At 44.8% G+C, this 20,548-nt stretch carries 26 protein-coding genes, 1 tRNA gene and 2 pseudogenes; 13 read left to right on the forward strand and 16 right to left on the reverse strand.

Translation table 11 applies throughout. From position 1 onward, the window contains the following. Window positions 1–157: 157 nt before the first annotated feature. The 3 genes and pseudogenes from ACOCD9_RS19625 to ACOCD9_RS19635 all read left to right on the forward strand — a co-directional run bounded on the left by ACOCD9_RS19625 (window position 158) and on the right by ACOCD9_RS19635 (window position 1,052). On the forward strand, window positions 158–331 hold the full coding sequence (locus ACOCD9_RS19625) for a hypothetical protein (protein WP_419548243.1): 174 nt from the start codon (window positions 158–160) through the stop codon (window positions 329–331). Between the two features lie 78 nt (window positions 332–409). Then, complete coding sequence (locus ACOCD9_RS19630) at window positions 410–646, forward strand: hypothetical protein (protein WP_419548244.1); 237 nt, start codon at window positions 410–412, stop codon at window positions 644–646. After that, window positions 636–1,052: pseudogene (locus tag ACOCD9_RS19635) on the forward strand (putative toxin-antitoxin system toxin component, PIN family). Before ACOCD9_RS19630 ends, ACOCD9_RS19635 begins: the two are co-directional and overlap by 11 nt. 276 nt (window positions 1,053–1,328) lie before the next feature. Here ACOCD9_RS19635 and ACOCD9_RS19640 read toward each other — a convergent pair. Beyond that, entirely contained in the window at window positions 1,329–2,177 is an 849-nt protein-coding gene (locus tag ACOCD9_RS19640) for a M28 family metallopeptidase (protein WP_419548245.1), read from the reverse strand. A 109-nt stretch (window positions 2,178–2,286) separates the two neighbouring features. Here ACOCD9_RS19640 and ACOCD9_RS19645 point away from each other — a divergent pair, with 109 nt between their 5' ends. Further along, entirely contained in the window at window positions 2,287–3,669 is a 1,383-nt protein-coding gene (locus ACOCD9_RS19645; protein WP_419548246.1) for a flavin monoamine oxidase family protein, read from the forward strand. 79 nt (window positions 3,670–3,748) lie between these two features. On the opposite strand, the gene ACOCD9_RS19650 is transcribed toward ACOCD9_RS19645, so the two are convergent. Continuing rightward, entirely contained in the window at window positions 3,749–6,274 is a 2,526-nt protein-coding gene (locus tag ACOCD9_RS19650) for a sugar phosphate nucleotidyltransferase (RefSeq protein WP_419548247.1), read from the reverse strand. 206 nt (window positions 6,275–6,480) lie between these two features. On the opposite strand from ACOCD9_RS19650, the gene ACOCD9_RS19655 reads away from it, so the two are divergent. Continuing rightward, window positions 6,481–6,672 carry a hypothetical protein gene (locus tag ACOCD9_RS19655; RefSeq protein WP_061433415.1) on the forward strand — a complete coding sequence of 64 codons (192 nt, stop codon included), beginning with the start codon at window positions 6,481–6,483 and terminating at the stop codon, window positions 6,670–6,672. Between the two features lie 163 nt (window positions 6,673–6,835). After that, a tRNA-Arg gene (locus ACOCD9_RS19660) sits at window positions 6,836–6,909 on the forward strand. A 318-nt stretch (window positions 6,910–7,227) separates the two neighbouring features. Here the strand turns inward: ACOCD9_RS19660 and ACOCD9_RS19665 are convergent. Next, on the reverse strand, window positions 7,228–7,503 hold the full coding sequence (locus tag ACOCD9_RS19665) for a hypothetical protein (protein ID WP_419548248.1): 276 nt from the start codon (window positions 7,501–7,503) through the stop codon (window positions 7,228–7,230). Between the two features lie 207 nt (window positions 7,504–7,710). Beyond that, entirely contained in the window at window positions 7,711–8,259 is a 549-nt protein-coding gene (locus tag ACOCD9_RS19670; RefSeq protein ID WP_159294702.1) for an RDD family protein, read from the reverse strand. Between the two features lie 208 nt (window positions 8,260–8,467). Between ACOCD9_RS19670 and ACOCD9_RS19675 the strand changes: the two genes are divergently transcribed. Continuing rightward, the gene (locus ACOCD9_RS19675) at window positions 8,468–8,827 is read left to right on the forward strand and encodes a DUF6464 family protein (protein ID WP_287699801.1); all 360 of its coding nucleotides are present in this window, start codon (window positions 8,468–8,470) and stop codon (window positions 8,825–8,827) included. Window positions 8,828–8,893: 66 nt separating this feature from the next. Continuing rightward, window positions 8,894–10,051, forward strand: coding sequence for an 8-amino-7-oxononanoate synthase (gene bioF / locus ACOCD9_RS19680; RefSeq protein WP_287699802.1), 1,158 nt, complete (start codon window positions 8,894–8,896; stop codon window positions 10,049–10,051). Between the two features lie 32 nt (window positions 10,052–10,083). On the opposite strand, the gene ACOCD9_RS19685 is transcribed toward bioF, so the two are convergent. The 9 genes and pseudogenes from ACOCD9_RS19685 to ACOCD9_RS19725 form a co-directional block, all read right to left on the reverse strand. Next, window positions 10,084–10,311, reverse strand: coding sequence for a hypothetical protein (locus ACOCD9_RS19685; RefSeq protein WP_419548249.1), 228 nt, complete (start codon window positions 10,309–10,311; stop codon window positions 10,084–10,086). 198 nt (window positions 10,312–10,509) lie between these two features. Then, window positions 10,510–10,752 (reverse strand): antitoxin family protein, encoded by a 243-nt coding sequence (locus ACOCD9_RS19690; RefSeq protein ID WP_287699803.1) that lies wholly within the window; start codon window positions 10,750–10,752, stop codon window positions 10,510–10,512. Between the two features lie 154 nt (window positions 10,753–10,906). Continuing rightward, complete coding sequence (locus ACOCD9_RS19695) at window positions 10,907–11,047, reverse strand: hypothetical protein (RefSeq protein WP_223210631.1); 141 nt, start codon at window positions 11,045–11,047, stop codon at window positions 10,907–10,909. A 19-nt stretch (window positions 11,048–11,066) separates the two neighbouring features. Beyond that, window positions 11,067–11,342 carry a BrnT family toxin gene (locus ACOCD9_RS19700; RefSeq protein ID WP_002795802.1) on the reverse strand — a complete coding sequence of 92 codons (276 nt, stop codon included), beginning with the start codon at window positions 11,340–11,342 and terminating at the stop codon, window positions 11,067–11,069. A 212-nt stretch (window positions 11,343–11,554) separates the two neighbouring features. Further along, window positions 11,555–11,863 (reverse strand): DUF2442 domain-containing protein, encoded by a 309-nt coding sequence (locus ACOCD9_RS19705; protein ID WP_287699804.1) that lies wholly within the window; start codon window positions 11,861–11,863, stop codon window positions 11,555–11,557. Next, a pseudogene (locus tag ACOCD9_RS19710) lies at window positions 11,844–12,080 on the reverse strand (DUF4160 domain-containing protein). Before ACOCD9_RS19710 ends, ACOCD9_RS19705 begins: the two are co-directional and overlap by 20 nt. 546 nt (window positions 12,081–12,626) lie before the next feature. Continuing rightward, window positions 12,627–13,007, reverse strand: coding sequence for a clan AA aspartic protease (locus ACOCD9_RS19715; protein WP_002770875.1), 381 nt, complete (start codon window positions 13,005–13,007; stop codon window positions 12,627–12,629). Further along, on the reverse strand, window positions 13,004–13,279 hold the full coding sequence (locus ACOCD9_RS19720; RefSeq protein ID WP_002752933.1) for a hypothetical protein: 276 nt from the start codon (window positions 13,277–13,279) through the stop codon (window positions 13,004–13,006). The genes ACOCD9_RS19715 and ACOCD9_RS19720 overlap by 4 nt, the downstream gene beginning before the upstream one ends. Before the next feature lie 291 nt (window positions 13,280–13,570). After that, window positions 13,571–13,729 (reverse strand): DUF433 domain-containing protein, encoded by a 159-nt coding sequence (locus tag ACOCD9_RS19725; RefSeq protein ID WP_002752935.1) that lies wholly within the window; start codon window positions 13,727–13,729, stop codon window positions 13,571–13,573. Window positions 13,730–13,870: 141 nt separating this feature from the next. Here ACOCD9_RS19725 and ACOCD9_RS19730 point away from each other — a divergent pair, with 141 nt between their 5' ends. Continuing rightward, complete coding sequence (locus ACOCD9_RS19730) at window positions 13,871–14,011, forward strand: hypothetical protein (RefSeq protein ID WP_419548250.1); 141 nt, start codon at window positions 13,871–13,873, stop codon at window positions 14,009–14,011. A 1-nt stretch (window position 14,012) separates the two neighbouring features. Here the strand turns inward: ACOCD9_RS19730 and ACOCD9_RS19735 are convergent, their stop codons facing one another. Together ACOCD9_RS19735 and ACOCD9_RS19740 are read right to left on the reverse strand one after the other, a co-directional pair. Then, complete coding sequence (locus ACOCD9_RS19735) at window positions 14,013–14,414, reverse strand: hypothetical protein (protein ID WP_419548251.1); 402 nt, start codon at window positions 14,412–14,414, stop codon at window positions 14,013–14,015. An 865-nt stretch (window positions 14,415–15,279) separates the two neighbouring features. Further along, window positions 15,280–16,731, reverse strand: a complete 1,452-nt coding sequence (locus ACOCD9_RS19740; protein ID WP_419548252.1) for a RecQ family ATP-dependent DNA helicase — start codon at window positions 16,729–16,731, stop codon at window positions 15,280–15,282. 180 nt (window positions 16,732–16,911) lie between these two features. Between ACOCD9_RS19740 and ACOCD9_RS19745 the strand changes: the two genes are divergently transcribed. The 4 genes from ACOCD9_RS19745 to ACOCD9_RS19760 all read left to right on the forward strand — a co-directional run bounded on the left by ACOCD9_RS19745 (window position 16,912) and on the right by ACOCD9_RS19760 (window position 18,669). Then, a complete protein-coding gene (locus tag ACOCD9_RS19745) occupies window positions 16,912–17,097 on the forward strand; it encodes a DUF3285 domain-containing protein (RefSeq protein WP_002752941.1) in 186 nt (61 codons plus the stop codon). Window positions 17,098–17,108: 11 nt separating this feature from the next. Then, window positions 17,109–17,621 (forward strand): rRNA maturation RNase YbeY, encoded by a 513-nt coding sequence (gene ybeY / locus ACOCD9_RS19750; protein WP_287699806.1) that lies wholly within the window; start codon window positions 17,109–17,111, stop codon window positions 17,619–17,621. A 28-nt stretch (window positions 17,622–17,649) separates the two neighbouring features. Further along, complete coding sequence (locus ACOCD9_RS19755; RefSeq protein ID WP_287699807.1) at window positions 17,650–18,138, forward strand: diacylglycerol kinase; 489 nt, start codon at window positions 17,650–17,652, stop codon at window positions 18,136–18,138. A 291-nt stretch (window positions 18,139–18,429) separates the two neighbouring features. Beyond that, on the forward strand, window positions 18,430–18,669 hold the full coding sequence (locus ACOCD9_RS19760) for a DUF4327 family protein (RefSeq protein WP_002738935.1): 240 nt from the start codon (window positions 18,430–18,432) through the stop codon (window positions 18,667–18,669). A gap of 228 nt (window positions 18,670–18,897) precedes the next feature. Here the strand turns inward: ACOCD9_RS19760 and ACOCD9_RS19765 are convergent, their stop codons facing one another. After that, complete coding sequence (locus ACOCD9_RS19765) at window positions 18,898–20,088, reverse strand: class I SAM-dependent methyltransferase (protein ID WP_287699809.1); 1,191 nt, start codon at window positions 20,086–20,088, stop codon at window positions 18,898–18,900. Between the last annotated feature and the right edge of the window lie 460 nt (window positions 20,089–20,548).

Here is a 20,548-nt window from a genome sequence, read left to right on the forward strand (position 1 = left end):
TTTCTAACACTTTCTGGTATAGTTCACTTATCATTTTCGTTATTTAGGTCATATATGGTAAATATGACTTATCTTTTTTTGGAGTCTGTATCTGTATTCCATGCTACATAAGCTTTTCAGCTTGCTTGTCCCCCTGTCAGGATTCGGAGGGAAAAATATGTCAACGCCCTACGATAACTGTTTTGACCACATTACCGATCCTGTCCAACGGAATTCTGTTCGCCAGCAATGGTTACAGATGGTTTGCGGAGGTTTATTTGTTGCCGATGTTAGGATACTACTATTAGCGACGCTTAAGCGAAACCCAACCGCACTAAACCTCACATTTTAGCATATATTTCGTAAACGATGCTAATATTTAACAGTAAAGCCGTCGTTCTACGACGGGGTTTCAGACCCAAAATTTTCGATGAAAGCAAAGATCCGAAACGTTAAAATTAGCGAGATTCCCACAGCGATCGAGCAGTTAGGTTTGTCTGCTCATGCGTGTGTCGATTTCACCATCGAGAATCATGAGATGACGGGAAACGAACAGGAAGAAACCATCCAAGCCTTGATGGAAGTGGTGAATGAAATTCGTGCTTATGCCAAGAGTCAGGGATTGACTGATGAGAAGTTGGAAGAGCTTTTAGTAGATGAATCGTGAACCCATAGTTATCGATACGAACGTCTTGATAAGCTTCGCCTTAAGCAGTACGACAACACCAGCTTTGGCTGTAGAATACGCGATTAATAACTTTATTATTCTGCAAAGTCCCGCAACTATATGCGAGTTGGTCACAAAACTTCTTCTCCCAAAGTTCGAGAGGTACATTACACTGGAGTAGCGCCGACAACTGCTAGTAAGAATTTTGGAAATTTCGCTGCTGATTAGACCTACTGACCACACTGAAATTTGCCGAGATCGAGACGATAATAAATTCCTAAATCTGGCAACCAGTGGGGAAGCACGCTATCTCATTACTGGTGACAATGATTTGCTTATACTGCAACGCTATGGGAAAACAGAGATCGTTACACCAAGGGAATTTTTAAAAATTGTTCGGCGGTGAAGTACAAAAAATCCAGTTTGAGTGAGATGATCGAAAGAACAACATAGATATCGAAAAACACGGGATAGACTTTAATTTTGCCAAGACAAGTGACTTAAGCAGTAGGTTGGGTTGAGCAATAATAACTTTTGTCTGTCAAATATTAGCGACGCTTGAGCGAAACCCAACCACACCAATGTCGTCAATAATGTTGGGTTTCTAACTGGGATTGGTGCGTTAGCGTTAGCGTAACTCACCCTACTGGACTACTGTGACAAGTTCCCCCGTGGTCTGCTTTTATCTCATCGGTAAAGATTGCAATCCAAAACAGAGACCTTGACAGACTCGTGTTAGGAAATTTAAGTCCAAAGTAGCGATTGTATCCCGAGAACTATGATAATAGGGATTACGCATATTAGCCGTATCTGTCACCATAATTGCCGAATAACCGCGACTCCAAAAAGGAGAATGATCGCTGCGTCGAGTATCGGGGACGATATAACCTCCAAAAATTACCGGCAACCACTCGCAGGGAGTCTGATTTTCCCGCAGGACTCGACTGAGAAAATTTAAATCCTTGCGGGTTTTGAGATTGCCAATCAAAGCGATAAAATCCCCAGTGTTGGGGTAAAAATATTCTAGAAAAGCTGGATATTTTTGAGAATGGGGATTTTTATCACAGTAACCGAGCATTTCTAAGGATAACATTAACCTTAAATCCTGCTTAGTTTGTTTTAATTTTTCCGCGTAGGCAATGCTCCCCAGTAATCCGTATTCTTCTAGATCGAAGGCAATTAAACGAATTGGATAATTAGCCTGATTTTCCCAAAAAAACCTCGCTAATTCTAATAATACCGCTAATCCCGTGGCGTTATCGTCGGCCCCCGGCGACCCTGGCACCGTGTCATAATGAGCGCCAATTAAAATCGGAGGTTTTTGACTATTATTAGGCAAATCTAAGATTAAATTTTCGTAAACTTTTCCCTGAAATGAGAAAAAATGTGATTCAACCTTTCCCCAATTGCCTAACTCTTGTCGCAGGTATTCTCGCACATAAAAATGTCCTTGACTAGAGAAAAAAGGGTTTCTTTCTCGGACAATTTGTTCTAGGTGTTGGCTTAAGCGATCGCTAAGAAGATCAAACATTGATGGCAGCAGATAATTTAATCAAAAGAGCCAATGGATAGAGAAACTGAGGGAAAAATCGGGGAGAATAATAATTGTTAATTATAAAATATTCTGTGGAGCTAAAATCATGACAAATCTCCAGTTGACTAGCTATGATTGTATCGTTGTCGGGGCGGGATTAGCGGGATTAATCGCCGCGCGGAATCTCCAGAGGCAAGGTCATCAAGTTCTGGTGATCGAAGCGCGAAATCGTTACGGTGGTAGAATGTCTGGTCAATATCTCCCCTCCGGACAGTGGATCGATCGAGGTGGTCAGTGGGTAGGCCCAACCCAAGAGCGTTTTTTAGCCCTCCTCGACGAGTATAAAATACGTCGTTTTCCCTCTCCCAATCAGGGAAAAACTGTCCTAGTGTTCAACAACAAACGCTATGAATTCAATGGTTTTTTTCAAGGTTTCCACGAGGGAGAAGTACCCGATATCGGCCCGGCAGAATGGCAAGATGCGATGTCAGCATGGGCGCGTTTTCAAGAACTAGCCAAAACCCTACCTTCTGGTTATCCCCAAAGCAACGATCACACCAAAAAACTAGACAGTAAAACTTTTGCCCAGTGGATTGAAGAAAACACCACCACAGATTTTGGTCAATGGTATTTTGCTTATATGGCCCGTGCAGTGGGGTTTCTCGGACCGGCCGAACCCCACCAAGTCTCACTGCTGCACGTTCTTTGGGGACAAAATTGCGCCGCTCAAGCTGAACATCCAGAAGCCGAACTGATCCATGGCGGAGCCGGACAAATTCCCGACAAGATCGCGGCGGAGTTAGGAGAGCGAATTCGACTGGGGGAACCGGTTTTTCGCCTTAATTATGACTCGGCCGGCGTGACCGTAGAAACCAGCCAGAACACTTTTACCGCCAAATTTGCCATCATTGCCATGCCGCCCCATCTTGCCGGCCGCATTATTTATCATCCCCCGCTGCCACCCCAGCGAGAACAACTAACCCAACGAGTACCGATGGGATGCTGCGCTAAAATCCTGATTTCCTACGAGCAACCTTTCTGGCGAAAACAGGGACTAGCGGGACTTGCTCAAGGGAATTGTCAATGGTTGGAACTCTGTGCTGATAGTTCCGATCCCGAAACCGGCGTCGGGGTAATCGCCACCTTTGTGGTTGGCGATCGCTATAACCGTTGGCGCTCCATGAGTAGTCCGGCGCGTCGTGCCGCCGTCCTCTCGGATTTAGCTATTTATTTCGGTCAAGAGGCTCTTTTCCCGATCAGTTACGATGAGGTGGATTGGCCCGGGGATCCCTGGACTGGTGGCGCATATTCCGCTTTTATGCCCCCCGGAGTCTGGACAAGTTTCGGCGAGGCTCTTTTTGCCCCCGTCGGACCGATTCACTGGGCCGGCACAGAAATGGCCGATCGCTGGCCAGGATTTTTTGAGGGAGCGATCCGCACCGGTGAGGCAGCGGCCGATCGAATCGCCTTCCTTTTGCGGGAAAAATGAGCATCTACAGGGCTAAGACACTTTTTAGGTCAAAAAAGTCATCATAGTCAATTTTCGTGGATAATAGGGCAGAAAACTCTTAAATCATCACTATTTCGCCCTGGTAATGTTCGACGAAATACTGCACACGATGACGATATTCTTTAATTGTCCGATCGACCCATTCCCGCTGCTCACTGTTAGCATAGATATGCACTAAAGGTTCTCCAGCATCGGGTAAAATCAACACCCAGTCATCATTAAGGGGATTAATCACCTTCACCCCATCGATCAACTCTAGATTATCGGTAGCGTGAGTCTCCACCAGATAGCGCATCAAGGATCCCTTGACTTTCCAAGGACAACGCACCGCCGTATTCTTATTGTAAATGCGCGGTAACTCGGCCCGCACCTGAGCTAGAGAACGTTCCTGAATGGTTAACATCTCCAAAAGTTTCGCCACGCTGAACATGGCATCGAAACCGGGATGTAATTGCGGAAAAATAAAGCCAGTTTGCCCATATCCTCCCAAAACCACATTAGGATTAGTTTGACATCCTTCCATTAAAGCGCTAGGACTGGCTTTTGTCCGCACCACCCGGCCATCGTGACGACGCGCGATCTGTTCCACGGCACTAGAAGCATGAACCGGCACTACCACTGTACCGCGAGGATGGGCGGTCAGAATTGTGTTCACCATTAGAGCAGTTAATTGTTCCCCGCGAATCGATAAACCACTCTCATCGACGAGGACTAATTGTTCCCCGTTGGCCGAAACTTGTACCCCTAAGTTCGCTTTCAGGGCCTCCACCACATGGCCCAATTGATGGATCAGTAACTCTCTTTCCTGCATGGAAAGGGCATTCTGACGTAAACTGGCATTGAGAACCACGGCATCACAGCCAAATTTAGCCAGTAATTCTGGTAAAATTGCCCCTGAGACTCCGTAGGCGTAATCAATGACGATTTTGGAACTACTATTGCGAATAGCCTCCACATTTAGCTGAGTTTCAAAGGTTTTGCGGTAATTATCGAGAATATCAGCCGGATAGGACATACTGCCGATTTCCTGCATTCCCACCCGTCGCAGATCTTCTTTGAAATAGGCCCCTTCGATTTTCTTTTCCCTCGCTTTGGAAACATTAATCCCTTTTTCGTCTAAAAACTCGATTAAGAGAAAATCTGGGCGATCGGGATGGATACGGACGTGAATGCCACCGACTACGTTTAATTTAGACACTAAAGTCCGCGAAATCGGTAAAGCATTCGCTTGTAGGTTTTGGATATTCACCCCCACGGACATTAAACCGGCAATCAGCGATCGACTGACCATGCGCGAGACACTACGTTGATCCCGGGAGACGATTACCGTTGACCCCGGTTTTAGAATGGAACCGTAGGATGCCCCCAGTTTAACGGCGAATTCGGGCGTGATATCGATGTTAGCGAGGCCCGATACTCCTCGTTGACCAAAGAGGTTTTTATGGGCAGTATTTCCCCAAATCAGGTTAATATTGAGGATGGCTCCCGATTCGATCTGTTTACTCGGCCAGACTCTCACCCCGGAATTGATCTGCGCTTCTTCCCCCACGATCGATAATTGTCCGATCACCGCACCTTCGTGTACCTGGGCCCGTCGATCGATTCTGGTCCCCCTAGCGATCGTACAAGCGGCTAAATTGACCTCATCCCCGATCACCACACCATTCCAGAGGATGGGACGTTTCAGATCGGAACCGGCACCGATGGTGACATTATCGCCGATAACCGAACCCCTCTCGATCAGAACATTTGCACCAATACGACAATGATTGCCGATCATGGCCGGGGCCTCAATGTGGGCGCTAGGATCGATATAGGTATTAGTGCCGACCCACACTCCGGGGGATTTTTCTCGATAGGGAAATTCTAGGTTAACTTTGCCGGATAAAGCGTCGTATTGTGCTTCTCGGTAGGCCTCCAAATGACCGACATCGCACCAATAACCATCGGCCACATAACCATACATAGGTTCGCCCCTTTGCAGCAGCAGCGGAAACAAATCTTTAGAAAAGTCGGCTTCTTCTTTGTAAGGGAGATAATCGAGGACTTCTGGTTCAAGAATATAGGTCCCGGTGTTGACAGTATCGGAAAAAATCTCGCTGGTGGATGGTTTTTCGATAAAACGGCGAATTCTGCCTTCTTTGTCGGTAATCACTACCCCAAACTCGATCGGATTGGCAACCCGCGTCAGGACGAGGGTTGCTTTCGAGTTTTTGCTTTTATGGAATGCGATCGCTTTTTGCAGGTCAAAATCGGTGATACTATCGCCACTAATCACCAGAAAGGTATCATCTAACCATTCGGCAATATTTTTCACACATCCTGCGGTGCCTAGGGGTTGATCCTCCTCCACAGCGTAGGTGATTTTTACCCCAAAGTCGCTGCCGTCTTGAAAGTAATCGCGCATGACATCGGGGAGATAGTGCAGGGTGGTGATAATTTCAGTAATGTCATGCTTTCGCAGTAAATTAATAATATGTTCGGCGATCGGACGGTTGAGAATCGGTACCATCGGTTTGGGAAGATCACAAGTAAGCGGACGTAATCTTGTCCCCGAACCACCTGCCATTAATACCGCTCGCATAATTTCCTCCCAAGGCTATCTTTTCGCCGTTTTTAAATAGTTTTTGCAAATTATGGCTTTAGTTTCCCGACCTCGATCGAGCTAGTTCCTAACCGGCATTCTAACACCGTCTCCCGGATTCAGGACAATATTTTGTTTTCCCAAGTCGGCAAAACCCAAGCTTAAAATGGGAGGTGTGAATTGTCTAAATTCAAGGATGAGATGGCATGAGACTCGTTATTTTTATCTTAATAATTGTTTATGGTGCCGGTGGTTGGAAATTCTGGAATGGATACAGAAGCACTAATTTTAGTTCCAGTTTACCCAATCGTTTGGCTCTAACGCTGTTCTGGCCGCTTCTGTTGGCTGTTAATCCCGCCTATCGCAAGAATTTTCAAAAAGCCCTCAAGGGCAAATAAAATTAACATACTGCCAAAATCGTAGCCATAAAACAGAAAGGGGGTGGATATCGAGGCGTTTTCTCCCTGATTAGTCGAGATTACCCCCCCCAAAAAAACCTAAATAATCCATGGCAATCAGCAATTTAGCCGTGGATGTCTTATCATGGTTAGGGAAAAAATTGGGGTCGTAGCTCAGTTGGATAGAGCGAGTGCCTCCTAAGCGCTAGGCCGCCGGTTCGATCCCGGCCGATCCCGCCTTTTTCAGTGAACAGTAAACAGTGAAAAGAGACCGGGAAACTGCTATTTATAGCGCTTTTCACGTTATTGAGGTAAGTAGTCGTGCAAAATTAATTTCCTAGTGAAGATAGGCAAGAGGCAAGAGGCAAGAGGCAAGAGCGGGGTTAGATATGTGTAATTAATTTTGCCTAGGTACTTATCGACAAGTTTTGCCAACAAAGGACTTAAGCTCCTTGCCCATGTCTTATTCTGATGAAAACTGCTATAGCGTTCATTATCAAAATATCTACGGGCTTAATTAAGCCCGTAGGCACGGCTACGGGCAACTTCTAGAGGTTAGACTTGATCGCTTCTGTTCTCGTTAATCTGTCGGATGATTTCAATCATTTGAGCGTGTCGATCATCCATTCTCTCTAGATGCCGGTAAAAATCGGCTTGAGTCTCATAAAAATCTGATTGTGCGCTTGCTATTCGAGCTAGGTAATCGTAAAGCCCTTTTTTCTCCTGTTTCCGTTCCTCGCGGTCACTAGCGACGGCATCAGCTAGGGATTGAATAGCGCGAGCGTTCGATTCCACTATTTTCTCGATCCGCTCTAATCTGTCTTCTGACATTTTGGTAAACTCCTAATAGACTAATTTCTTGTCCCCCACCGATGCCCGTCGGATGGCGGAATAATATTAAATCCGTTGAGTATAGGCTATATATCAGGACAGCCGAACGGCAAAAGGCAAAAGGGGGAATAAATAATCAGTTTTTAATAACCGGATTTAGTATCACTCAAAACTTAAAACTGATCACTGATCACTGATAACTGCTATTTATCTTCTCATTCTGCCCTTAACTTGATACCAAAGCCTTCTTAAACGTAGATCGAGAGAAAAACCCCGACGGGTGGGAATAACAATCGTGCCACCGATGCGATCGTGGAAAGCGCGGTTCAATTGCTCATCACCGATCGCCATACCACAATCGGCGAAAAGGGGCGAAGATAATAAAATCAAGCTTAAAGGATTGCCAAAAAAAGTATTTAACCCTACCATCATTAAAGCTGCCCCGCCACCAGCGATCGCCTCTCGTTTGCTTAACTCCAAAATTCCGGGTAAACGCTGAAGTCGTAGATCGATGATCTTCATATCCAGGGCCCAACGTCCTAAACTCTGACCCTGATTCTGCGCCACCAATAACACCCGCAAACACCACCAAATCAGGAGAAAAAGGAAGAATTGCAGTACAGGCGCACTATTAGCAAAGGAGCTTAAAAACCAGATCGAGGCAAAGTCGATCAGGAAAGCATAGGCGCGACGATCTAAGGGAATTTTCGGAAATTTTTGCGGTAGATTATCTTCAGGCGGGATGGGGTAAACCATAAAGTCAATTCTCGGAAAAATCCTGCGGTTTATCTTCTACTCTAATCGGGAAATTGGCAATTCTAGAGTGAGTGGAACGAACCACAGAGACACAAAGGACACAAAGATTGATCGCTATTATATAAGTTAAACTTATCACACAAAGAATAAGAGAGCCAGAGATCTAGGCTACCATTGAGCAAAGGTAGCCCAGAATACAGGGATAATCATGGAGCAAGATTCATTAACAACGGAGGTTATTCTAACCCATCCGCGGCAAAGTTTGGGAGAGATACAGTTGGATTGGATGCCACAACCGGGTAATTATTTGGCCTTAAAAGGACAAACCTATGCGGTTTTGGAACGTCACCACCAGTATCAATACAAGATTGGTGGCTATTGTTTACGCAAAATATCCCTTTATGTACAAACTGCTCCCACTCCTAACGAAAAAAGTTTGATTGAAGGACGTTGGGTGATGGGGGATGCTAGTTGTCGTTTTAACGCCAGATCCGAACTGTTACGCTGTGCGATTAACCCCCCAGGTCCCTGTCAAGATTGTCGTTTTTACGAATCTATTAACCCTTAAAAGAGCTTTTTTAGCCAACAATCTGGCTATTTTTCCCTAGCTAACCGCTATATTGATCAATCGCCTATGAATCATCCTTATTCTTGGATCGAGGATAGCTTAAAAACCCTCCATCGGGCCAATTGGTATCGAAGGGTTAAAACCATTCAAGGCCGGGGCGGAGCCGTTATAGAATTAGAGGGTCGATCGCTGATTAATTTTGCCAGTAATGATTATCTGGGATTAGCAGCCGATGAAAGAATGATCGCGGCAGCCATGGCAGCCACACAACGCTATGGAACTGGAAGCACCGGCTCGCGTCTATTAAGTGGACACCGAGATATTCATCGAGACTTAGAATTAGCGATCGCATCTTTTAAAAATAGCGAAGACGCGATCGTTTTTAGTTCGGGATATTTAGCCAATTTGGGGACAATTACCTGTTTAGTGGGGCAGAAAGACCTGATTTTAGGCGATCAGTACAATCACTCTAGCCTCAACAATGGAGCCAAGTTAAGCGGTGCCACGGTGAAAGAATACCGGCACAATAGTCTCGAAGATTTAGAAAATCAGTTATTAGCCCACCGTCATCACTATCGTCATTGTTTACTGCTCACTGATACAGTGTTTAGTATGGATGGGGATATCTGTCCCCTGGCGGGAATTCTCGCTCTAGCCGAGATTTATAATTGCATGGTTTTGGTGGATGAGGCCCACGCTACTGGGGTTATGGGGGAAAACGGCACAGGTTGCGTGGAATATTGTGGTTGTCAAGGACGGGAATTAATTCAGATGGGGACCCTGAGTAAAGCTTTAGGCAGTTTAGGGGGTTATGTGACTGGAAACGCCAAAATTATCGATTTTATCCGCAATCGCGCCGCCACCTGGATTTATACTACCGGTTTATCCCCCGCCGACACCGCCGCCGCTAGAATGGCTTTAGAGATTATTCGTCTGGAACCGGAACGTCGCCAACGCTTACACCAAAATATTAATTTTGTCAAGAGTAAATTAAATAATCTTAATATATTGCCTTCGGAAGCGGCGATTTTATGTTTACCGGTAGCCAATCCGGGTCAAGCCCTAGAATTATCGCAAAAACTGCTAGAAAAAGGCATTTTTGCCCCCGCCATTCGTCCTCCTACCGTTCCCACCAGTCGTCTGCGGTTTACTGCCATGGCCACCCATAGCCTCGCCCATCTAGAGGTTCTTGTCCAGTCTATTGGCGAATCTTTCCCCACATAGAGAAAAAGTTTTTCGTGGGAAGTGGGGAACAACTAAGTTGAGCGGCGGTTAGCATCATTGATCCCATCATCAAGCTCTCTAGCCTGGCCGCTCCAACGACTTGTTAGACTGGGCTTTCGCAATAAGTTTACGACTTCTCTGCCGCTTGCTGCTTCCTTTTTGCGTAGGTCTGCAAAGATTGCATCCAAGTCATAGTTGAAGGACTTGGCATACTCTTCACGGATTCGGTGGATCTCCTCGACAATTTCATCTGTCCACATGACTTAATCTCCCATCAGTTCGTTGGGTGTGCAAAGGATAGGCAATACCCAAATGGCTCAAGTTTGCGGCTTGCCGCTAAATATTCGCAGGCAACCTGCCAAATTAAAACTCCCTCTGTCAGATTAGCTACTAGAGAAGCTGCGATTGCCTGCTTACTAGGATAACGCGAATCATTGACGTAAATTAAAACATTTGTGTCAACAGCGTTCATGCAACATATCTCTAGTAAACTGGGGAGCATCAGAGGGAATGGGGTTTTGTTGCATTCGCTCAACAAGCAGCCTTAAAAAATTCTGCCTAGCCGCAATATCGGTAATCTTTGGGGGAATAATTTGAGGTGATTTGACAAAAAGCTCCACCTCAGTGCCTTCAGGTAAATCGTAAGCTGTTTGAAGGATGAACGTACCACTATGATAAATTGCTTTCAAGGCTTGGGGCATGGGGAAATCTCTATCACAAGAATTAGGGGTGATTTAGTTAGCTGCTTACAGTCTAGCCTACACGAAGCAAATCCCGTGACGAACAATAGTCTGATAGTTTCATGTCCATATATTGCCATGCCTGACTATATCTAACTATATTTCTATTGAAACTTTACAATACATCGCTATCAATGGGGAGTATAACTTGAGCCTTGGCTTTTGTAGCAGGTAAACCCCGCCGCACTACCGCCTTAGCAAACATTTCTGGCGTAATCTCTGGACAATCTGATAAATCAATATCTTCATCGCTCATTGCATCCAATCGTTGCCAATCAGTTTGAGAGTTGCTCGAAGTAGGTTCGTTGTTCATATTTCGTCGCTTTTCTTGCAGAAATAATCCGGGTGCAATCCTCACGTTCTGTATGGACAACGGCAATCACTCGCCCTTGCAACAAACCGAATGTGACAAAACGCTGCTCTCCATAACCGTAACGATCGTCCTCAACCGTTACAATATCCCCATCAAACACGGCTGGAACATCGGTAAAATCTATTCCGTGCTTACGAAGATTAGCAAGACGTTTTGCTTCATCCCATTTATATTCCATAACCGAACGACAGCTACAATAACCAATTGTAGTTACAAATTGTCTTTACGGCTATCCATGCCAAGCAATTTTTATCGTCAATGAATGCCCCGCAAGCAACTTCAAGCCACTGTCCTAACCGAGGACTTGCCGCGTAACGCCCGAACTCACCCGCCGCTATTGATTTTGGCTAATCCAAAAATAATATAACACAGGTCGGCTGCAGTGATTTCTTAGACAGTCGCTACTCGATTATTTAACCAACGCTTCAAGGATTTTTGACTTTCCCCTGATGGTTGGCCAAGAATCAAGTTTTTAGTGCTAATGTCTTCATCTAGTTGATTCCAATGGATTCCACTGCCACCAGCGAGCAAGCGATAATCATTGCGCTCCTCAGTTGAGCCATGCAGGAGCCGAGGATACCATGCCAGGGGAACAGATATAGTGCGCCCATCAGACAAATCTACACTGAGTGTGTCATCTGTGATGGCCAATTGCTGAATTGCCAATGTTTCAAATACTTCATTCGTTAAAAAAGTCATTCCAGCCTGCTAGTAATTGTTCTTGGTTTTCTTGAACAAGTTTTTGAACGCGGTTAATTTCGGTGCGGTTAAATCCTTGGTTACTCTGAAGACGAACCGGCTGAAGTCAGAATTTAGCGATCTCTCGATCTCGTTCAACATGGATGTGAGGTGGCTCATTGCCATCGCCTGCGTAGCAAAAGAATCGATATGGGCCAACGGTCAAAAGCGTGGGCATTCAAAAGTTTTGCTCTAAATGTCTCAAACATAGCTGAATGCCTCGCTGACTGTCAATCTGTGAATATGCTCATGTAGCTCAAAGGCTATTTAGGGTCTGCTGAAAAAGTTTTTCGTGGGGACAGGGTGTGGGGACAGGGTGTGGGGTGTGGGTTTTTACCGATTCTCATCTGGTCAATTACCTAATTTTCAGAGAAAAAGTACCTGAATTTTCCCCCGATCTCTCCCAGAACTGGTACTTTTTGATTTCCAAAAGGTCTAAAAGTCTTATCCAACAAAGTTTTTAGATTTATTCAGCAAACCCTATTTAATACCATTTCTCTAAATGAAAACTACACATCGAATTTAAGTCACCCTTTTTAAGGGGGATTTAGGGGGATTAAACTTCTGTAGTCAGACTTTGGAGAATTGGTATAAGGTTAAGAACAATACAAGATTAGCGTTCGCAGTTTAGTTCCGAAGGTGTTGGATTTCTTTTCGTCAACCCAAGCTACAAGATCAGCAATCGCACTAACGTTCCTGTTAGACCGTGCCTCACGATCAGCTTCTAAACTGCGATCGGTAACTCCGAAATCGTAACCAATCCGCCTTGGACTGTATCGACTTGCAACCGATAACCGCGCAACAGGCTCATTCCAATCAATGGCTCTGTCTCTGCTGCATTAATCTCGATTTCTCGATACTGCCCACCCCAAATCACCATGCCATCATAGATATCAAATAAGACTTCGCTACCATCGCCCAAGGTTGCCCGATCGCGGTAACTCCAAGACAATTCAAGTTCTCTAATAGTAGCAATCGGGAGACTCAAGAACCCTGTAAACCCTGTATCGATCACAGCAGTAATGGATTTAAGTTTGTCGCCGTTCCTCACAACCAAGGAAAGCATTGCTTCGTAATTCTGATTGACGTAACCCTGCATCATCATAGAGCGTCTTTTAAACTCCGTGCGCCGAAACGATGAACGGCGCGATAGCCGATCCGAACAACCCAAGGCTGAGCATCAGGCAATCGTTCATAAAGTCGCCGAGTCGCAGTCATCGTATCGTCGGCAAGCTCAAACGCTCCAGTTTCGATGTCGATCGCCACAATTCTGCCATGATTACCTTCCTCAATTTGGGGGCGCACCTGAGATTCATAAATCTCATCGCCACGTCGGGCAAACTCTTCTTTGCTGTAGCGGGGTTGTCGAACTGTCATAGATTTGACCTCTTTTCAACTATGCCCCTTCATTTTACCCTGAGCAATGGAGGTGTCTATCGTTGAGGTGGCGGAGGGGATTAAACTAGAAGTTGTTGGGTTTCCTTTTGTCAACCCAGCCTACATCTGACTTTAACTTGCACTAGGGAACGCACTTAAACCCACAGTAAATGTGCATGGTGCGTTCCCCAAAAATCGATCGCTGGAGCAGTAGGAGTCACATTAGGGAACGCACCCTACAAGATCGGCGTACTGCTACGCAGTGCCTTCGGCATCGCACCGTTAAGTCTCTCATTCTAATTTTGTCTTCTTCAATAACTGTAAAGTGTCCATACTCCAACCTTGGGCGAGAAGATCGATGATAAATTCAACCGCAATCCTTGTTCCTTTAATGATAGGTTTTCCCACCAAAATATCGGGATTTAGTGTAATTCGAGTTTCCCAGTCCATAGCTACATCATTGAAAGTGTTTTCAAAAAGGTAAAGGCTGCATGGGACGCACCCTATATCTCGTTTTATTATAACAGGATTTGGTATCACAGTTTCAATCAATGTGCATGGTGCGTTCCCCAAAAATCAATCGCTGGAGCAGTGGGAGCCACATTAGGGAACGCACCCTACGGCGATTGCGATCGCACTACAAGATTGACGATCGCTCAAAAGTCATCAAAAAATCACGTTAAAATGCTCGAAACCGATACCTCATATTTGGTCGATCCTGTCAATGCGTAAGTCATAGAGAATTACGTTTTTCTTCTTTAAGATACTTTTCTAATATAACCCGCTCTTTAAACCAGCCAATCTGGAAAAATCTAATAATACGAATAATTGATATACATGAGATAAATAAACAAAGATACATAGGAAATAGCTCATTTGGAATCTTATTGAAGAAATTCCAACTTAGAAGAAGAGTGAGTAAGAATATAAAGAAATAATATAGGGCATCAGCTATGAAAATACCTTTCCAATCTTCAAAAATTAATATCTTGTTTTCGAGAGTATAAGTCGATTTAGCATCAAGAATTTTATCTCTCATCTCATTCAAATACTTACCAGTTTCTGTTGCAGGTCTAAAAAATGCCCATATAACAAAAAATATTGGTAAGAAATTTTCAAGAACATCTATTTTCATTGTTTTGAAAGTACCTCAAAAATTAAAACTATAGTCCTTGTAATTTTTAATGGCCGCAATTCCTGCAGGTACATATATTACAGGCTAACTACATATTATAGGTCAACTTTCTGTATAACACTCTCCAGAGTAACGATATAGTTCAACTTTCGGACTATCACCCCATTTAGGCGCAATCGCCCGAACTTTTCCCTATATCACGCCCAAAAGCGTGTTAGCCAGATTAGCTTACTGCAAACAATCTCCTTTTAAGGAGACTTATCACAGAAGCTTCTCAGGATTGTAGCAAAGATTCTTAGATATGGCTGCACTTTGTCACAGAATTTCACTATTATTTCGGGTAAGGTATGGTAAATCCCTTGATAAATTCAATCGGGACTAACTTCTGGGAAAACCGCTATAGATCTCCTGCAAAAATCAAAAATCTTCCGTTGGGTTAGGTAGGCGTTAAAAATTATCAGATGCCCCATTATTAAGGGGGGATTAAGGGGTGATCCCCCCGCCTATCGGCACCCCCCTTATCAAACTGTCCTTTAGTCACATCTTTCTTAACATTTCAAACCTTTGTGGCACAAGGCTTTCAAGACTCGGTTAACAATTTGTAATATTCCTTGTTGACACCCTTACTGACAACGAAAAAACTGAAATCAAGTCAGGATAAGGGTTGGAGTGCTTACTGCAAAAATTGTTAAGAAAGATCCCTATAAGGGATAGCTTATCAAGGGGGGCAGGGGGGATCGAACCTAAAATCCATTTTTAATTTAATTATAACCGGCTACTTAGCTGAGGAGAATCCGAGACAGGAGGAGAAAAAAGACATAAAAAATTTAGTACAAATGCTCTGTTCTCCCTGTTCTGGCGCTCCCTAGCTTACCAGAGGTCGATTGCGACGACAATTATCGCAATGACCACAGCGAAAATTATCGGCATTTTCCTGAAAACCAAAGGCATTTAAGAGAAAGTGCCAACGACAGCGACGGGTATAGAGGTAGGGAAATATCTCATTTTTGGGTTTAAAAGTCATCTTGGCGGAATTATGGCGATAAATAAGCCGATAATGAAAAGGATCGAGCCATTCTAGGCGATCGAGACTGTGTAAAAGGGAGAGAATGAGCGCACCATCGGGAAATTCGGCACTAATCGCCTCTACTTTGCCCTCTAGGGGAATTTGGGCTAAAATTTGCCAAGCTTGTCGGTATTGGCGTTCCTGTTGGGAGTTAAAGAATTTTTGCTGGTTTTTATCGCTATTATCTAACCATCCCGTCGGTTCACTAATTAAGGTGAGAGCCTGCATTTTACCCCCATCGCGACCACCGCGGCCGATTTCCTGTAGGTATTCCGATAGTAAAGCTGGGGGTTGGTAGTGGACAACCCAACGCACATCGGGTTTGTTGATACCCATGCCAAAAGCTGAGGTACAGACAACAAAAGTTAAATCCCCCCGCAGCCAATTTTGTTCTATTTCCCGACGCTGAAAGGGCGATAAACCGGCATGATAGGCACTGGTGCGATAGTGGAGAGATTGCAACCATGCCGCTAAATTTTCACTATGGCGACGGGAACGAGTATAGATCAGGCCGGATTGTCGAGGTTGACTGGTGAGGAAGTTTAATAGTTGATGACGACGACAACCGGGGCTAATACATATTTTGGTGCTTAAGTCAAGGTTTTGACGGTAAGGATTTATTAAGAAAAGCTGTGGTTTTTCTAGTTGTAAGATGCGGGTGAGCGTCTCACGGGTGGCGGGGTTAGCGGTGGCGGTGAAAGCAGCGATCGCTATTTGGCTGCCGGCCGGTTTTGATTGCAGAAGAGCGGGACGGACAGCACCGAGACGACGGTAAGCAGGACGAAAATTATCGCCCCACTGGGTTAAACAATGGGCCTCGTCGAGGATGAGAGCGTTAATTTTAACGTGGGGAAGGGTTAATTTTGACCAGAGGGGCGGACTTAAGAGGGTTTCCGGCGAAAGATAGAGAAGTCGCAGGGTTTGATCTGCGATCGCTGCTAAGGTTTTCTTTCTCTGTTGTCGGGGGATTTCGTGATGAATCAGGGCGACGGGTAGTTTTTTGGCTAATAATTCCTCCACCTGATTTTCCATCAGGGCCACTAAGGGAGAAATCACTAGGGTTAAGCCAGTTTTTAATAAAGCGGGCAATTGAAAACAGATAGATTTACCGAATCCCGTGGGCATGACAATCAGGGCATCCTTTGCCGCTAAAATTGTCTCGATAATCTCCTGTTGGGGAAAGCGAAAGCTATCATAGCCCCAAATTTTCTGAAAAATAGTCTGGATGCTTTCGGTATTGTGGGAAGACATGGGTTAACTGCTGGGGTGTGGGGTTTAGGGTGTGGGGTGTGGGGTGTAGGGTGTGGGGGAGTTGAGCGGTTTTGACTATCCCGGAAGGGGAACGATTTTCCCCCGGACTTGAATTTTTTTGGCACTTTTTTAATAATCTGTTACACTTATAGCGATCAATCCTTGTCTGGGGAATTACTGATGACTGAACCTGTTAGCACCACTGACCCCGCAGTAGAAACCGCCACCGAAGCGCAACCCAGTTACGTCAAGCTGGCCATGCGGAATATGGTCAAGAAAAAAGGCGTCTCGTTAAAACACTTTTTTTTGACTACAGCAGCCCTATTAGGCTTTTTTGTCGGTATTTCCTATCTGACGCGTCCCTAGGATGAAATCTGGTGAGTGAGACTTTGCCCCTAGAGGTGGATTTATGCCTACAGGATAATTATTTTAATCCCGGAAATAGTCCTGTGGATGGGGAAACTTGGCACTATTGGTTAGAAACATGGTTAGGCTATCTATCGGATTATCTCCCCGTTGCCGCCGGTTATGAACTAAGTTTGCGTTTAACAGACGATCGAGAAATTCGGACCTATAATTCCCAGTATCGCCACAAAGATCAACCGACGGATGTTCTCGCTTTTGCCGCTCTCGAAGTGGATTTCCCGGTCGATGAGGGCATTTTAGAGACAGAACCTTTATATTTGGGGGATATTATCATCTCTGTGGAGACAGCACAACAACAGGCTTTAACACAAAATCATTCTTTGGCGCGAGAATTGGCCTGGTTAACTGCCCACGCTTGTTTACATCTTTTGGGTTGGGACCATCCCGATGAAACAAGTCTGTTAGAAATGCTATCTTTACAGGAAACTTTGTTAAAAACCGTCGAAATGCCGATACATAGTTAGTTATTTTTGTCAAGCATTATTGAGGAATATGAAGACAAACTATCATAAAGCCAACCAATCTGCCAGCATACCTAATCCCTATCTCAACAATAATTTTATCCCTCGATCGGGACAGGTGAGTGAGGGCAACAATCCCAGTCAAAGAGAATACGCTTGGCAAGTCGCCTCGAATCTATTAGTCAGTTTTCGCTACGCTTGGGCCGGAGTCCGTTATGCTTTTGTCAGTCAGAGAAATTTTCGCATTCACACCCTGATTACCCTAGTAGCGATTAGTTGGGGCTTATTTTTGCGGGTTGATGCCATGGAGATGGCGATTGTCACCCTTACCTGCGCTCTGGTGATGGTCTTAGAATTAATTAACACTGCCCTAGAATCAGTGGTAGATCTGACGGTGGGGCAATCCTACCATGATTTAGCCAAAATAGCGAAAGATTGTGCCGCTGGTGCCGTTTTAATCGCCTCGATCGCCGCTTTACTCGTAGCGGCTTTTATTTTTATTCCCCATTTATTAGTTTAAGTGGGAAGTGGGAAGTGGTGAGAGAGGAGTAGGGAGAAAAAGCTAACTCCTGACTCCTGACTCCTGACTCCTGACGGCTAAAAAAGCCGATTCGGTATAAGGGGACTCGACAGCTTTTAGCTAATAAATTTAACTTTTCTTAACCTAAGCCTAAACTGGCAAGGGGAGAGGGTTTCGCTATATATAAAAAATTGTAATCGTCGATACAGCAAAAAATCTCTTTTGTCCCCCTATAGGTTAGACTATAGTTAGTGATAAGACTTCTTTTGTAGATCTTGCAGGAAATCTCCCATGAGTGCCATAACTTTCTCCACCGCTCCCACCGCTTACTCTATCAGGATGATTAAGGACGAAGTCCGTCAGATGGTAGAACAGGGGGTAGTGAGCAGACACCAACCGATCTACACTCTCTGTCAGTTCATTCCCCCCCGGGAGTGGGTTTGTGTTGAATGTGAACTAGAACGGTGTGACTACCTTCTCAGGGATCAAATTGGTGACTTAATCGCCTCGGAATCTTGGGATAATGATTAAACTCTCCCGGTTGCCGATGGGCAAAAACCGGACTGATCAGAAATTTAGCAGCCTTGTCCACTTTCTTAAACTATTATAATTCAGCCCCGGTTAATTCTGGGGCTGAAACTATGGGGACAGGAAGGGGATAATTGTTAAGAAAAAAGAATTTTTGGCAATATTTAGCCAAGTTAGTTCACAAGTTGCCGATTGCCAAGGGACGCTATCTCTAACATCCCCAAATTTTCCCTAACTTAAAATCAGTAGTTGGCGCTGTTGTAAAGAACGCACACCAGTTAATCCTAAACCAACTTGAGCATCGATTGCTCCCACGGTTAAACGACCATCACAAGCTTGTAAAAAAGCAAATTCTCTTTCCGAGAGATTAACCGGCCGATAATCGTAGTCTAGAACACTTGCACTAGGCCAACCGTAAAGACAGGGATGAACTTCGGCCACTGCATTCTCTAGGACTTGATCCCTGGACCAATCGGCAGTCAAAATCGGTGGTTTAGCGAGGAAAAATTCATAGTGGGTGATTTCCGGGTCTAATAATTCCGTCAAGCGATAACGTTCCCTTTCCCCTAAATTTTGCGCTCTAGCCATCAATTCGGGGGATTTACCCAATAAACGCTCTAATTGCCAGTAGGAAGGGTTAGAAAAGCCAATAAAGGCTAATCCTGACGCATCAATCAGTTGAAAGAGGGTATCGATATTATAGTCCACTTCCCGGGGGTGAACGTACATATCAGCGAAGGACTCATCGCGATGATTTTCCATTGACCAACGCTCTTTTTCCCGTTTCAAAATGCGATTATTTTCCGGTAGTGAAGCAAAAATCTCTCGGCCGACAGCGACCCCATCTTTATAATCCCCGCGTCGGTCTCCCTGCAAAAGTGCGATCGCAGATTGCATTAACTGGATTTCCCAGCGGCCCAATTGTGCATAGACGAAAATGTGTAGCAGACCACCGGGGGCCAGTTTTTGCGCGAGGGATTGAATACCTTTAATCGGGTCCGGGAGATGGTGCAGCACCCCGACGCAGTTAATTAAATCAAATTCTCCGGGGAGATTGGTGGCCGATTCGAGGGGTAAATGGTGAAAATCCAGAGAACCTCGGTGCTTTGCTGCAACTCCCGAACGATTACAGCGTTCTTTGGCAATTTCTAGAGCTTTTTCACTGATATCTATCGCGACTATATTAGCGAAAGGGTTGAGCGCGAGCAGATATTCGGTTCCCGCACCAGTACCACAACCCGCATCGAGAATGCGGATATCCTCTCGTTCGGGTTTACGATGACAACAAAAGTTATAGGCAGCAATCCAATTCCAGCGCCAATTGTAACCCGGAGGAGGTTCGTCTAGGAGCGGTTCGGGGGGGAAAGGATAGGTATTGTAGAGACGTTGTACAGCAGTGCGAATAGTAGCGTCGTCGGACATGAAAATTGGCAGAGTTTAGGATAACACTCGATCGATTGTCTCACAGACGGCAGCGATCGGGAAAGTCAGCCGGGGTTTTTTTGAGTTGGTCGAGGGTAAATGATAAATAATCATTATGACTATCCAGTTCTGTGCCAAAACTAGATATTATTTCTTTGGTCAATATTCTTTTCTATTCCTTGTCCTACTGTCTCTTAACCCTATCTAAGTTTTACTGGCAATTATTCGAGAGTCATTCTCTAACAATTATCTCAAATAAGTAAGTAGTTATAATTAAATTGAAGATAGATTTTGCCTCTGATCCCCCCTGCCCCCCTTAATCTATCCATTAGTCACATCTTTCTTAACATAAAATTTGACAAAAAGAGAAAAGTGTGCAAGATGGCTCAAGGGGGTTCTATGGGGGGACTAATTTGATGAGATAGTTTCCAAGTCTGGCTGATATCATGTAACCTTCGCA

Source organism: Microcystis sp. (assembly GCF_048564745.1).
Lineage (GTDB): Bacteria > Cyanobacteriota > Cyanobacteriia > Cyanobacteriales > Microcystaceae > Microcystis > Microcystis ichthyoblabe_A.